This window comes from Synechococcus sp. OH30 (assembly GCF_047462175.1).
Classification (GTDB): Bacteria; Cyanobacteriota; Cyanobacteriia; order Thermostichales; family Thermostichaceae; genus Thermostichus.
This window is the reverse complement of the sequence record NZ_JANSIP010000001.1, coordinates 485,873-498,629: the sequence shown is the minus strand read 5'-3', so window position 1 is coordinate 498,629 and position 12,757 is coordinate 485,873. Positions and strand designations below refer to the sequence as shown.

Annotated in this window: 16 protein-coding genes and 1 pseudogene; 7 read left to right on the top strand and 10 right to left on the bottom strand. The window is 59.1% G+C overall.

All coding sequences use genetic code 11. The features are described 5' to 3' along the window. Positions 1-50: 50 nt before the first annotated feature. From NW830_RS02495 to NW830_RS02480, 4 genes are all read right to left on the bottom strand, one after another. A complete protein-coding gene (locus NW830_RS02495) occupies positions 51-872 on the bottom strand; it encodes a PRC-barrel domain-containing protein (RefSeq protein ID WP_414404546.1) in 822 nt (273 codons plus the stop codon). Positions 873-945: 73 nt separating this feature from the next. Next, positions 946-2,094 carry a glycosyltransferase family 4 protein gene (locus NW830_RS02490; RefSeq protein ID WP_414359276.1) on the bottom strand — a complete coding sequence of 383 codons (1,149 nt, stop codon included), beginning with the start codon at positions 2,092-2,094 and terminating at the stop codon, positions 946-948. A 60-nt stretch (positions 2,095-2,154) separates the two neighbouring features. Further along, entirely contained in the window at positions 2,155-2,616 is a 462-nt protein-coding gene (locus NW830_RS02485) for a ubiquinol-cytochrome c reductase iron-sulfur subunit (RefSeq protein WP_414359277.1), read from the bottom strand. Between the two features lie 216 nt (positions 2,617-2,832). Continuing rightward, positions 2,833-3,246 (bottom strand): SHOCT domain-containing protein, encoded by a 414-nt coding sequence (locus tag NW830_RS02480; RefSeq protein ID WP_414359279.1) that lies wholly within the window; start codon positions 3,244-3,246, stop codon positions 2,833-2,835. Between the two features lie 116 nt (positions 3,247-3,362). Between NW830_RS02480 and glmU the strand changes: the two are divergent. The 6 genes and pseudogenes from glmU to NW830_RS02450 form a co-directional block, all read left to right on the top strand. After that, positions 3,363-4,712, top strand: a pseudogene (gene glmU / locus NW830_RS02475) (bifunctional UDP-N-acetylglucosamine diphosphorylase/glucosamine-1-phosphate N-acetyltransferase GlmU); the annotation flags it as partial. Between the two features lie 66 nt (positions 4,713-4,778). Beyond that, positions 4,779-5,192: a PPC domain-containing DNA-binding protein gene (locus NW830_RS02470; RefSeq protein ID WP_414360021.1), complete on the top strand. Its 414-nt coding sequence runs from the start codon at positions 4,779-4,781 to the stop codon at positions 5,190-5,192. 78 nt (positions 5,193-5,270) lie between these two features. Then, entirely contained in the window at positions 5,271-5,747 is a 477-nt protein-coding gene (locus tag NW830_RS02465) for a pentapeptide repeat-containing protein (protein WP_414359281.1), read from the top strand. Between the two features lie 23 nt (positions 5,748-5,770). Further along, the gene (locus tag NW830_RS02460; protein ID WP_414404545.1) at positions 5,771-6,046 is read left to right on the top strand and encodes a LapA family protein; all 276 of its coding nucleotides are present in this window, start codon (positions 5,771-5,773) and stop codon (positions 6,044-6,046) included. Positions 6,047-6,152: 106 nt separating this feature from the next. Beyond that, positions 6,153-7,406 carry a 4-hydroxy-3-methylbut-2-enyl diphosphate reductase gene (locus tag NW830_RS02455; RefSeq protein ID WP_414359284.1) on the top strand — a complete coding sequence of 418 codons (1,254 nt, stop codon included), beginning with the start codon at positions 6,153-6,155 and terminating at the stop codon, positions 7,404-7,406. Between the two features lie 40 nt (positions 7,407-7,446). Then, positions 7,447-8,409, top strand: a complete 963-nt coding sequence (locus NW830_RS02450) for an AEC family transporter (protein WP_414359285.1) — start codon at positions 7,447-7,449, stop codon at positions 8,407-8,409. On the opposite strand, the gene NW830_RS02445 is transcribed toward NW830_RS02450, so the two are convergent. Next, complete coding sequence (locus NW830_RS02445) at positions 8,406-8,600, bottom strand: hypothetical protein (RefSeq protein WP_414359286.1); 195 nt, start codon at positions 8,598-8,600, stop codon at positions 8,406-8,408. The two genes, NW830_RS02450 and NW830_RS02445, sit on opposite strands and share 4 nt — an antisense overlap. Before the next feature lie 79 nt (positions 8,601-8,679). After that, positions 8,680-10,218 carry a hypothetical protein gene (locus tag NW830_RS02440; protein WP_414359288.1) on the bottom strand — a complete coding sequence of 513 codons (1,539 nt, stop codon included), beginning with the start codon at positions 10,216-10,218 and terminating at the stop codon, positions 8,680-8,682. Positions 10,219-10,311: 93 nt separating this feature from the next. Here NW830_RS02440 and NW830_RS02435 point away from each other — a divergent pair, with 93 nt between their 5' ends. Beyond that, positions 10,312-11,310, top strand: a complete 999-nt coding sequence (locus NW830_RS02435) for a YgfZ/GcvT domain-containing protein (RefSeq protein ID WP_414359290.1) — start codon at positions 10,312-10,314, stop codon at positions 11,308-11,310. A gap of 16 nt (positions 11,311-11,326) precedes the next feature. Here NW830_RS02435 and NW830_RS02430 read toward each other — a convergent pair whose 3' ends face one another. Genes NW830_RS02430 through NW830_RS02415 form a run of 4 tightly spaced genes read right to left on the bottom strand, consistent with a single transcriptional unit; the run spans position 11,327 to position 12,737 of the window. Further along, positions 11,327-11,581, bottom strand: a complete 255-nt coding sequence (locus NW830_RS02430; RefSeq protein ID WP_414359291.1) for an HNH endonuclease — start codon at positions 11,579-11,581, stop codon at positions 11,327-11,329. 3 nt (positions 11,582-11,584) lie between these two features. Continuing rightward, the gene (locus tag NW830_RS02425) at positions 11,585-11,905 is read right to left on the bottom strand and encodes a KGK domain-containing protein (protein WP_414359293.1); all 321 of its coding nucleotides are present in this window, start codon (positions 11,903-11,905) and stop codon (positions 11,585-11,587) included. A gap of 29 nt (positions 11,906-11,934) precedes the next feature. Then, positions 11,935-12,291 (bottom strand): KGK domain-containing protein, encoded by a 357-nt coding sequence (locus tag NW830_RS02420; RefSeq protein WP_414359295.1) that lies wholly within the window; start codon positions 12,289-12,291, stop codon positions 11,935-11,937. Positions 12,292-12,326: 35 nt separating this feature from the next. Next, positions 12,327-12,737 carry a KGK domain-containing protein gene (locus tag NW830_RS02415; protein WP_414359297.1) on the bottom strand — a complete coding sequence of 137 codons (411 nt, stop codon included), beginning with the start codon at positions 12,735-12,737 and terminating at the stop codon, positions 12,327-12,329. Between the last annotated feature and the right edge of the window lie 20 nt (positions 12,738-12,757).

Genomic DNA, 12,757 nt, shown 5'->3' with positions numbered 1-12,757 from the left:
GGAGGCTGGGCTCTGGTTCCCTGCCTGAGGTTATGTAGCCGCTTCACCGGTTAAGTGGGATCGCCAGCGCTCTCCTTGGAGGGATCTGAACTTTCAGGGGGAGGGGGAGGTTCTTCTTCTTTAGGGTACTCCTGCTCCCACGCCGGTTGTTCAGAGACAGGGGAGGGGGGAGGTGGCACGGGTTCGGGCAGGAGTTCAGACTCGGTGTCCTCCTCCCCATATTCGTCTTCGTATTGTTTCTCTGCCTCAGCGTCAGCAGCAGACCGGGGCAGAGCAGGGGCAGAGGCGGCTGCAGCCAGCCAGGGAGGTTTGCCCAAGCCCAGGGTCTCCAAAATTCCTTTGGACAATTGGGTTAGGCGGCTCTCAGCGCCATCGGCCACAATGAGGCGCTCGCTGCCCACAGCGATGATCTCCTCGGCAGGGAGTAGATAAGTACTAAGGATAAAGCCGGGCAAAAAGGTCAGACCAAGGTTGGAGAGGATCAAACCCGTGATTAGGCCGGAGACAGAGTTGAATTCGAAATCTTTGACTTTGCCGAGGCGGATCCCTTCTTCAGTTACCACCTCACTGCCAACCACTTGGCTGAGGCCTTCCAAGTCCAGGTTGTCGAACACCTCATCACTAGGGACGAGGATGGCATCTTGGCCCAAGGCAGTTACCTGACGCAGCTCTAGTAAACGCGGCGATCCAGCAAAGGCCTTTTCCAGAACCCCCAGCACGAGGACTTGCCTGGCTTCCAGATCTGCCCAAACTTCGCTAACCACCCCGAGCCGGGCCGCATTGGCTTGGCTAATCACCTGCGTTCCCAGAACCTGTGACCGCCGACAAACCTCTGGTCGCACCAGCGCAACAGATCCTTTCCCAGTCGTCATGGTGGTTTCCCCGTCGTGAGTCGAAGCTTCGCGTCAGTGGGCTGGTCATCCGGCCCCAGGCACCAAAATCAAGTTAATAGTACCATTGCCTGTCCCCTCCCTTGCGGGCGGCTGGGATCGGATCCCGGAGAATTTGCTCACTCCAGGCCAAAAACCGCTCCGTCATGGCCTGCAGGGAATAGTGCTGTTCTACCTGGTGTCGGCAGCGGCTGCGGTCAAGGCTATCCAGGCGTTCTACAGCCCTTACCAAGGCGGCCACGTCGTCTGGCTCCACCACCCAGCCAGTCTCGCCATCGCTAACAATTTCCGCTGGCCCTCCACGGCGGTAAGTAATCACCGGCACGCCACAAGCTAAGGCTTCCACTGCCACCAGGCCAAAGGCTTCCACCCACTTGGGCGTCATGATCAAGGCAGAGCATTGGCCCAAGAGCCGCTGCATTTGGGAAGTGGGCAAAAACCCCCGGTAGTCCAATTGGGCCCGCGGGTACTGTGCTTGAATCTGCTGCCAGTAGGCTGGGTCTTGCAGGTGGCCCAGGATCAGTACCGGCCTTCCCGTCTTCTCGGCCAGGGCAGCGCAGTCTTCCAGGCCCTTTTCTGGGGCAATGCGGCCAACCCAACACAGGGATCCGTTTCCCTCCGCCACAAAGTCGTAGCGGCTGAGGTCGACGCCGCAGGGCAAATAGACAAAGGGATCCCGCCCCGCCGCCATCTGGGCGCGGGCAAAGGCAAAGGTCTGAGCTTGCGCCCGCGAGTGCACTGCCAGCCGACCTGGGTAGCGGTAGGCAATGTGCTCCAGGGCCTGATCGATGGCGTCGCTAAGGGATCCCATGCTGACAATATGGGCCAGGGGGGTGCGGAAAAAATCCGTCAGGTAGAAGGAGAGCCAGTCGTAGCTCCAGTTCACGATGAGCTCGAACTGATCCTGCAATTGGGCAGCCCGCTGCCATAGGTTGGCCACTAGGGAAGGGGTGGAGATACAAACCGGCTGGTCGCGGCGCTGGCTTTGGGCATAGGGCGGGGGGAGGCCTGTAACTGTCTCGATAACTCCCTCTGGCAAGTCGGCACTGTGGGATCCCGCAGGTGCTAGCACGCGCACCTCGGCTCCCCTCTCCAGCAGGCTACGCGCCAAGTTGACAAGGTTGAGCTCTACCCCCCCGCCAGCCCCCGATCCCAGAGGCCCAACGGGGGTGGAGACAAACAAGAAGCGGTGGGGACGAATCATGGGCGGCCTTGCAGGCTCGACCCCTTGCTGGCTAGTTTGGCTAACCCGAGGGGGACAAGGTCAGGTTCTGGCCACGAAGATTTCCCCCTTCTCCACCTTGACCTTATAGGCAGTCAGGTCGGCATCGGCTGGGCCGCGAGTACGGCTGCCATCAGCAGCAAAAGCTGAGCCATGACAGGAGCAGACAAAGTTCTTACCTCGCCACTCCACCTCGCAGCCAGCGTGGGGACAGGTTGCATCCAGAGCCAGTACGGAGTCCGCTTTTTTGGGATCCTTGACCAGCCACAGGGTGGCGGTGTTGTCACCAAAGGCGTTTTCCACCTTGAAGGGACCTCTTTCAAGATCGGCAACTGTTGCAACCTTTACAAATTGCAGCTCGGCAGCCTTGGGGCTGGCAGGGGCGCCCTGGGCAAGGGCCCGGTCAAAACGGCGCCGCGCCAAAGCAGGCAGCAGGCCCATTAGCGCGCCAAAGCCTAGCGCTAGCCAGCGCAGAAAACCGCGACGATTACTGTACATGGCCATTGGCTCCTTGGATAGGGCAAAGTTGCGGCTAGGAAGCGGCTCAAGCCTGGCCTCCCCATGGGGGTGCCAGCACATTGGCCACTTTAATTTTGGTGCACTTTTTGGTGGACTGGAATTGCTTTAGCCAGCGCCAAGCCGCACTTTCGTTGGCAGTTGCCAAGGAGGCCCCCTCTAAAAAAGAGAGCAACGGCCTTGCCCTTGCAGCAGAGGGGCTAACTAGGGGATCTTGCGAAGGCGGCGGCGGCGTTCCTCATATTCTGCACGGGTAAGCAAGCCCTGCCTCAACTGGAGCTCCAACTGCTGCTCGGGATCCTGGACTTCCCGCCCTTTCGCGCTGCTCCAGTCCAGCTCGATGAGATCCCGGTTGAAGCGAAAATCAAAGTCCTCATTGGTCATGGTAAGCAGCCACAGCCCTTCTAGCAGGCAGAGGGCGCGCAACCCATAGCTGAGGATCTGCAGGGGAATAGAGGGGACAAACACCATCAGCCCCACCAGCAAGTACACCCAACCCCAGCGCTTGTGGCCCATGTAGAAGCGCTGCAGTCCCGGGATCAGCACCCCCAGCACTGCCAGCCAGCCGGCTGCCTCGCGGACCAAGCGCTGACTATCCGAGCCCTCGCTCCCAGCCATACCCTGCCCCACCTCTACGTGCCACCAGGCTAGCGCAGTTTCCAAGGGCTTGACAGAGGGGGAGGGAACACCAGCGCCTGCCGCGTATACTTGAGGGGGCAGATCGGAGGGCAAAGATGGCAGAGCGGGAGCTGGCCGTAGCAATCTTGGCAGCGGGCAAGGGCACCCGTATGCGGTCGCAGTTGCCCAAGGTGCTGCACAAGCTGGGATCCCTGTCTTTAATCGAGCGGCTGCTGCGCACGGTGCTGGCCTTAGAGCCGCAGCGCTGTCTGGTGATTGTGGGTTACGGGCAGGAGCAGGTGCGCCAAACCCTACAGGGGTACCCGGTTGAATTTGTGGAGCAGGCCCAGCAACTGGGCACCGGACACGCGGTGCAGCAGCTTCTGCCTGTCCTTGGCAACTTTCAAGGGGATCTGCTGGTGGTTAATGGCGATGTGCCCCTGCTGCGGGTGGAAACCCTCCAGGCACTGGTGGAACGCCACCGCCAAGTCCAGCCGGATGTAACCTTGCTCTCGGCCCAGGTGGCGGATCCCTATGGCTATGGGCGGGTGTTTTGCGATGCCCAGCAGCGGATCCTGGAGCTGGTGGAAGAGCGGGACTGCACCCCGGCCCAACGGCAAAATCGCCGCGTCAACAGTGGCGTGTACTGTTTCCATTGGCCGGCCCTGGCCCGGGTACTGCCCCGTTTGGAGCGGAACAACGCCCAGCAGGAGTACTATCTCACCGACGCGGTTAAGCTGCTGGAGAAAGCCATTGCCTTGGACGCCGAGGATCCGCGGGAAATTATCGGCATCAACGATCGCCGCCAACTGGCCCAAGCCCATCAGATTTTGCAGGATCGCCTCAAGGAAGCCTGGATGGAGGCAGGGGTAACTTTTGTGGATCCCGATAGCGTCAGCTTGGAAGAGACAGTGGAATTGGCCCCGGATGTGGTGATCGAAGCCCAGACCCACCTGCGGGGGAAGTGCCGCATCGGGCCGCGTACTCGCTTGGGGCCGGGCAGTTGGATTGACTCCAGCACCATCGGCTCCGATTGCCACATCCTCTACTCGGTGGTCAGCCACAGCCAGATCGGCAACCATGTCTGGATAGGGCCCTATGCCCATATCCGCCCCAATAGCTGCATTGGCGACGGCTGCCGCATTGGCAACTTTGTGGAAGTTAAAAACACCCAGATTGGCTCCCACACCAATGCCGCCCACCTGGCCTACTTGGGTGACGCCAAGCTGGGATCCCAAGTCAACATCGGCGCTGGCACGGTCATTGCCAACTACGACGGCCAGCAGAAGCACTTCACAGAAATCGGGGATCGTAGCAAAACAGGGGCCAACTCGGTGCTGGTGGCCCCTCTCAAGGTGGGATCCGATGTCACCATTGCCGCCGGCTCCACCATCCCTGCCCGCTACCCTGTACCCGACGACTGCCTGGTGATTGCCCGTGCCTACCCGGTGGTCAAGCCCGGCTGGCGACCGGGGAGCGCTGCTGCTGGCCGTCCCCAGCCTCTACCCCCAGGATCCCTTAGGATCTATCCCATGCGCCTGCTGCCCGGCCAAGACCTCAAGCAGGAGCTGGAGCGTTTTGCCCGCCAACAACCCCTGCAGGCAGCCTTTGTCCTCAGTGCTGTTGGCAGCCTCAGCCAAGCCACCCTGCGTCTAGCCGACCAAACGGAGGATTACTTGTTGGCCGAGCGCCTGGAGATCCTGGCCTTGAGCGGATCCCTATGCCCGGACGGCGTCCATCTTCATCTTACTGTTGCCGATGCCCAGGGCCGAACTTGGGGAGGGCACCTGCGCCCTGGCTGCCTCATCTACACTACCGCCGAAATTGTCCTTGCCGACAGCCCGGAGTACCGTTTCTCCCGACAGTTGGATCCGGCCACCGGCTACCGAGAGTTGCACGTTGAAAGGGTGGCCCCGCAGCCGTTCCAGGCAGTAGGAGAGGGCTGAGCTGGTATATTGGCTAACGTAGCCTTGGGTTGCAGGCACCCTAACCGGTACTGACCTAGCCATAGGGGGGTATTCAGCATGCCCCGAGTGACCACTGCCGAGGAGCTACTGGCAAACTACGCCGCTGGCGAGCGCAACTTCCCAGAATCGAACCTGGTGGGGGTGGACCTGGTGCGCGCCACGCTGCAGGGGGCCAACCTAAGGGGAGCCAACCTCTCCTTTGGCAAGCTGAGCGGGGTTAACTTGCAGGAGGCGGATCTGCGCGGCGCCGATCTCAGCTCCGCCAACCTGATGGGGGCCAACCTGCGCGGTGCCAACCTTTGGGAAGCCAACCTCATCGGCGCTGACCTCAGCTTTGCCGACTTGCGGGAAGCCAACTTGCACGGGGCCTACCTTTGGGAAGCCAAGCTAACCCGTGCGCAACTCCAGGGGGCGGATCTAAGTGGGGCAAAAATAGGTGGAGCGGTGCTGATTGGCGCTGACCTCAGCGGCGCCATCCTGCCCGATGGCACAGTACAGCCCTGGGCTGCTCCGTCAGCAAACAAGGCAGAATAGAACTGTTGCAAGTAGCTCCTCTCATGTTCCTGCTATTTAACTTGCTCCTGACTTTGCTGCTGGCTTTGGGAGTGGCAGTCCTGGCTGGCCAAAACTTGACCTCCTGGACAGTGCAGTTTTTGCTGTGGCGCTCGGTGGAGCTACCCCTGGGATTGCTCATTGCCGCTGCGATTGGTCTGGGCCTGCTGAGCGTGGGACTAAAGTCTTTGCTATGGCCTAAGCGGAACTTTTTCCTGCTTGCCCGCCAATTGCAGGAGCGGCTGCAGCAACTGGAGGGCCAGGAGCTGCCGCCTGCTTAGGGCGCAATCTTCTGGGGCGGGAATGGCCTACCCTCTTACAAGCGCGTAAGCTGAGAAAGGCTCCCTTCGCTTTTGTTGTCAGCAGTGCCTAGCCGAGGTGACAACTATGTCTTCTTCCCCATCCTCCCCCCAAGACCCGCGCGCTCTGCGCAAAGCCCTGCGCAGCTCTAGTACATACTTTGCTAAAGGATTTGAAGAGTACAAGGATCAGGCCCAACAGGAGCTGCAAACGACTTACAAAAGCCGCCTCGTGGAGCAGATCCGCAGCCAGTCTTACCGCTATCAGCGGGGGGATATCACCATCCATCTGGCCAAAGCGTTTGGTTTTTGCTGGGGAGTGGAGCGGGCGGTGGAGTATGCCTACGAAGCGCGGCGCCGCTTTCCAGATCGTCAAATCTGGATCACCAACGAGATCATCCACAACCCCCTGGTTAACCGGCACTTGCAGGAGATGGGGATCCGCTTTGTGGAGAAAGGCCCGGACGGCAAGAAAGACTTTTCCCAAATCCGACCGGAAGACGTGGTCATTTGGCCTGCCTTCGGGGCAAGTGTCTCGGAAATGGAGTTTTTCCGCTCCCAGGGCAATGAGATTGTCGATACCACCTGTCCCTGGGTGTCTCGCGTGTGGAACCAGGTGGACAAACACCGCGCTGCCCAGTTCACCTCCATCATCCACGGCAAGTACGACCACGAAGAGACCGTGGCCACTAGCTCCTTTGCCGGAAAGTATCTGGTGGTGCTGAATCTAGAGGAAGCCGAATGGGTTGCCCGCTACATTTTGGAAGGGGGGGATCGAGAAGAATTTCGGCGACGCTTTGGCAAGGCTACCTCCCCTGACTTTGATCCGGATCGGGACCTGGAGCGGATTGGTATCGCCAACCAGACCACGATGCTGGAAGGGGAAACTCGGGCCATCGCCAAGCTGTTTGAGACCACCATGCTGCGCAAATATGGCCCCCAGGAGCTGGACAAGCACTTCATGAGCTTCAACACCATCTGCAACGCCACCCAAGAACGGCAGGATGCCATGTTTGAGCTCCTGGAGCGGCCTTTGGATGTGGTGGTGGTCATTGGTGGGTTCAATTCCTCCAATACTACCCACCTGCAGGAAATCGCCCTCTCGAAAGGGCTGCCCTCTTATCATATTGATGGCCCCGACTGCATCCAACCTCCCAACCGCATCCGCCACAAGCCCCTCCACCAAGACCCGATTGTTACCGAGGGGTGGTTGCCCGAGGGGCCAGTGCAGATTGGGATTACCTCCGGTGCCTCTACCCCAGACCGGGTGGTAGAGGAGGTGATTCTGCGCATCTTTGCCCTGCGCGAACAGCAGCAGATCCCTGCCCAGTTGCCAGGATGAGGCTGGGATCCGCTTCCTCTCCCCCTAGGGACACTTGGGCGTGCTCACCACTCTTTTTCAGGTCTATCTCCCCCTGCTGGGCTGGACGCTGCTGGGGTTCCTCCTGCAGAGGGGGCTGCCCCCTACTTGGAGCCGCTGGCTGGCCCCCCAAGTTCTAGGCCGCTTCATGTTTTGGGTGGGGGTGCCCCTGGGCACAATTGGGTTTATGCGGGGGGCAGATCTCTCGGGCCAGATCTGGGTGGCGCCTTTGGTCTGCTGGCTGGCCACAGGGCTGGGGTTTGCCCTAGCCGCCGCCTGGCTGCAGTGGCAACACCACACCTGGCAGGGGAAGAAGGATTGGGATCCCTGGCTTTGGAGCAGAGCTCGGCGCGGCAGCTTCTATCTGACAGCCACCCTGGGAAATACGGGTTATCTGGGCTACCCCATCTGCTTGGCGGTGGGCGGGAGTGCCTACTTTGGCTGGGCTTTGTTTTACGACCTCTTGGGTACCCTCTTTACCGCCTATGGGCTGGGAGTGTGGGTGGGCAGCCGCTACAGCGCTTCCTTCCTCCCTCCCTGGGAGGCTCTGCTCCGTGTCCTGAGTAGCCCCACCCTCTGGGCTTTCTTTGTTGGCCTGGCCACCGCTCGCTACCCTCTGCCAGAATGGCTGGCCCAAGGGCTAACTGCCTTTGCCTGGAGCACGATTCCCTTGAGCCTGATCCTCTTAGGCATACGGCTAGCTCAAGTGCCCCACTGGGGATCTTTTCGCCCTGCCGCCGTGGCCCTCTTCATCAAAATTGTTCTTCTGCCCCTTTTGGTGGGCCTAGGGCTAGCCTTGACTCCCTATCCTCCTTTGGCCAAGCTGGTGCTGGTCTTGCAGACTGGCATGCCCCCTGCCATTGCCACCTTGGTGCTGGCGGAAGAATACGACTTGGATCGAGAGCTGACAGCAACAGCCTTGGCCATAGGCTACGTGGCGGCTTTGCTGACCCTACCCTTCTGGTTGCTGCTGTGGGGATCCTAGTAGGCCAAGTGAGATAGGGCCTGCTCCAGGTAATGGTGCACGAGGCGATCCAGCTCAGCTTCCCCCTGGGGCAGCTCCTGCCCCTGCAGCCATACCTGGAAGCCTGAACTTTCCACAATGGCTTGCCGCAATGACTTCCAAACTGCCTGCACAGGCTGGGCTGGAGTGGAGCTGAGAGCAGAACTGGTCATGATCCCCGCCGAAAGAGGTTAGCTCTAACCTTAGGATAGCCCGGGTTCAGCTTGGCTTTGGCTAGCTGGAATACAGTCTCTAAACCAGCAATTGGCTGCGCTGCTGGATGCGCAGAGTTGGCCCCAAGGCATTGAGGAGGGCAACGCCGTAGCTGCGGGCAACAATGCGGCTATCCAAAATGGCCACCCAGCGTTGAGGCAAGCCGGTGGCCTCGACTGCTTCGGATCCCTGCCGCAAGGGGGCGACAGCCCGCTGCAATTGGCTGGCTGCCACCGGCAAAAGGTATTGGCGAAACCAGTCCTGCCGGCTGCGCTGCAGATACTGCACTCTTGCGGCCACCCTAGGATCTTCCATCGAGGGAAACGGCAAGGTGGCAATGGCCAGCAGCTCTGGACAGGGTAGGCTAGCTTTGTGCTGCAGCCAGTAGGACCAGTCGCAGACTAAGATGCCCTTTTCTCCTATGAAGGGGCTATTCACCCGTACCCGCGAGCCAAACTCAGCGGCCAAAGCAGCCCCCACTTGCCCCTGGAGGGGCTGATCCGAAACCAGCACCACCACAAAGCCCCGCGCCTTTGCAATCAGGCTCTTTAGCTCTTGTAGCAAGTGCTCCCGGAACAGAGGACTGTTGGGTAAGGGCAACCATGGCAAATAGAGGGCTAGGCTGGGCAGCGGCTCCCCACCGGAGCGGATCCACTCTTCACCTGAGCCGAAGCGCAGGGGTGTCAAGTCCGGCAGGCCCAGGCGCCAGCGATAGCTCTCTGCCTGCCGATCTAAATCCAGCGCCTCGCCGATAATCACCACTGGCTGGGTAGCCCAGATGGGTGCCAGCCATTCGTGTAAGGCCACTGGGCTGTGGTGAAGGGTGAGGCGGCCAGTCTCGCGATTGGTTTCTGCCCACCAGACCCAGCGGGAAGCGGGATCCCCTTCGGCGCTGAGCCGCCGGCGGAGCTGATCCCAAGGATCCGGCAGCCAGCCGCGGTAGCCAACCACCAAAGACAGCGCTACCTCCAGGTGAACCTGTTCGTCTGCCTGAACCAAGCAGCGGGAAAGGGGCCGTCGCAAAAGCTTTAGAGTCAAATGAACCTGGGCCTGGGAGATCCGCTCGGCCTCCGCAGGAAAGATTTGCCGCAGTTGCTGCCAATGGTTGGCTTCTAGGGTTAGGGTCAGCGCTTGGTAGGCCCACTCCTCCAGCTCCTCGGCGCCGTCCAAGATCAAGGGGATCCCGGTCGGCATCTTTGCCCCCCTTAGGCGCTCTTGCAACCAATCTAGGGGATCGACCAACAGCAACCCTTGAAAGTCAGGATCTGGCCAGCGATCCTTTTGCAGAACTGGCTTATGCAACTGCAAGACTTGTTGCAGCCAGGGGATCTCTTCCCTCAAAATTTGCGCCTGCACGGGCGCTGTGGCACAAAGCAAGGTAGCCTGGGGCCACATCAGAGCCGGCAGCAGATAGCTGAGGCGGTGCTGGCCCCCACCTGGCACCTGAATCAAGGTGCTGCGTCCTAGCCGCAATCCCCGGGCCACCATGCGGGCCATTGTCAACTGATGGGGCCACCCGGCCTCGGGAAGCTGCCGCAAAAGTTGCCGCAACTGTTGGTGGACTTCAACCTCAATCACGGTCGCTACGCCAGGGCTCCGCCACAGACGCTAGGGTGAACTAGCCTATTCTAGGGTAGGGAAGAAAACCAAACGACACCTTTGGGGTGAGCGATGTCTGGTGTTTCTGCTGTTCCCACGCCCTCGCCCAAACTGGGAGCCGCCCAGGCGGGATCCCTGCTCTTAGATCGCTCTGAGTGGGGTCGCTTGCGGATCCAGGGATCCGCCGCCCTAGACTACTTGCACAGCCAGAGCACTCAGAATCTCAAGGCTCTAAGCCCTGGCCAAGGGGCGGATACGGTTTTCGTCACCCCCACAGCAGGGATCATAGATCTAGCCACAGTCTACGCGGAAGAGGAAGCCTGCTGGATTTGGACTTCGCCGCAGCGCTGTCGCTCCCTGATGCAGAGCTTGGGGCGACTGTTGCCCTTTGTGCGCGGGGCCCAGCTAGTCGATGTAACCGATCAGACCTTTGCCTTTGGGCTAATTGGCCCCCAGAGCCAGGCCCTTCTGGAGAAGGTAATGGACCCAGGAGGGATCCCGACAAGACTATACGAACACCGCCAGGTAGAGATTCAGGGGATCCCTGTCCATTTGGCCTGTGGCAGCGGCCTTGCCCAGCCGGGATTTACCCTCTGGGGCAACCTAGAGCACAAAGCCGCCCTTGTCGACTGCTTGCTCCAGGTGGGAGCAGAGCTGGCCTCACCTGAACTTTGGGAAGCCCTGCGCCTGGAGGCCGGTCGCCCTGCCGCCGACCGCGAGCTAACCCCCGACTACAACCCTCTGGAAGCCGGCCTATGGCACGCCATTTCCCTCTCCAAGGGATGCTACATTGGCCAGGAAGTCTTGGCCAAGCAGGTAACCTACCGGCGCATCCGCCAAACCTTATGGGGGATCCGCCTCCAAGGCGAGGCTCAGCCCGGTGCCGACATCGTGCGGCAAGGAGAAAAGATTGGTGTGTTGACCAGCGCTGGTCCCACCTCCCAAGGCTACTGGGGCTTGGGCTATGTGCGCACCAAGTTCGAGCCGGCTGAAGGGTGGGAGGTGGAAGTCGGTTCTGTAGCAGGGATCCTCACCCGCCCGCCCTTTTTGAGCTTTCCGCCTGTTGTTTGAGGTAGATCTCAGCTCCCTAGAGATCGAAATGGCGGCGAAAGCGGGGATCCCACCTGTCCTTTTTGCGCTGATTACAGACTTTGCACAGGGTTTGCAAGTTGCTGATGTCGTTGCTGCCGCCCTGGGCAAGGGGGACGATGTGATCAACCTGAAGCTGCACCTCTGGGGGCGATTTGCCACAACTGCGGCAGCGGAAGCCATCCCTTTGGAAGACATACTCCCGCACAGATGCTGGGATCGGGATCCTCTCACCAGGTTTTCTCTCTTTCATCCATTACTCACCTGTATTGCGAAAACTATCTAGTTCGGAGTCTCGAGATGGGCTATCGGGAATAAACTCGAGACAAACTTTAAGGGATACCTTGCCCTCAGCCCAATCCTTTCTAGGCTGCAGGATTCGGGATTTTACTCCCTCTACTAAAGCTCTAATTTCTACGTGAACCTTTTTTGAGCGAAGGTAGCTATTTGTTCGTGCAATATCTGCAAGAAGGTAATCAATAATTGCACTGTGCAAAATACTAGGAAGATAGATTTGGTCGCCAATCGCAACGGCAGTTTCTTTGTCATCTGCTTTGAGAAGTATCGAGTCAAGCATGTCTTGTTTCCTAGTGCTAACAGACCTGGCTAATCGGCATCCTTTCGAAGGTCATCCAGAGAAAATCCATCGCTTGCTGATCCTGGATCTTCTGGCTCAAACTCAACTATTAGCCTTACCCTAACTGTGCCGGCAATCCATGGCGAGCCAGGACGTAAAAGTTTAACAGGGATCCCTCTCGCATCAGTCATATGGTAAAAATTGCCAGAAACGTTTGTGCCTTTAAGTTTGTCAGATAAACGAGATCCAAAGTTATCATAAGCACTTCGCAAGCAAGCCCCAATAAACTCTTTTGAGTAGATCAGGCCTCCTCCTATATCAATGACGGTGCTTGGAGAAGCATCTATCTCGACAAAGCGATCCTGAGGTTGATCGTTGCTTGACATTGACCCGGCCTCCTAATGCATCCCGCTAACTTAAGCTACTCCTTGTCTGTGCGAAGGTCATCTAGAGGGGATCCATCACTACTTTCTGAGCCCGTACACTCTGGCTCAAACTCTACAGTGATCCGCAATCTGACCCTGCCTTTCTCCCACTCCTTCTTACCCGGCACCAAGAGCTGACAGGTCAGGCCCTGATCAAACCACTTGGTTTCTTGCAGTAGCTTCTCTTCGGGTTGAGGGGCAAGAAGGCTACTGGCAATACTAATCAGGTTTTCCGGCGGGAGGATCCCCGAGGATCTCAAGGCTGCAATAAACAATCGATTGAGCTCTTCCTTTTTGGCCAAATCCTCTTGGGCAGCTTTGACCAGGCTAGCAACCTTGAAAGTTTTGTCCCCTACAGAGAGGATCCCTTCTAAGTATTGCTGCAAGGGCAGGGACTTAGGCAACAAAACTTCACCTCCTCAAAAAT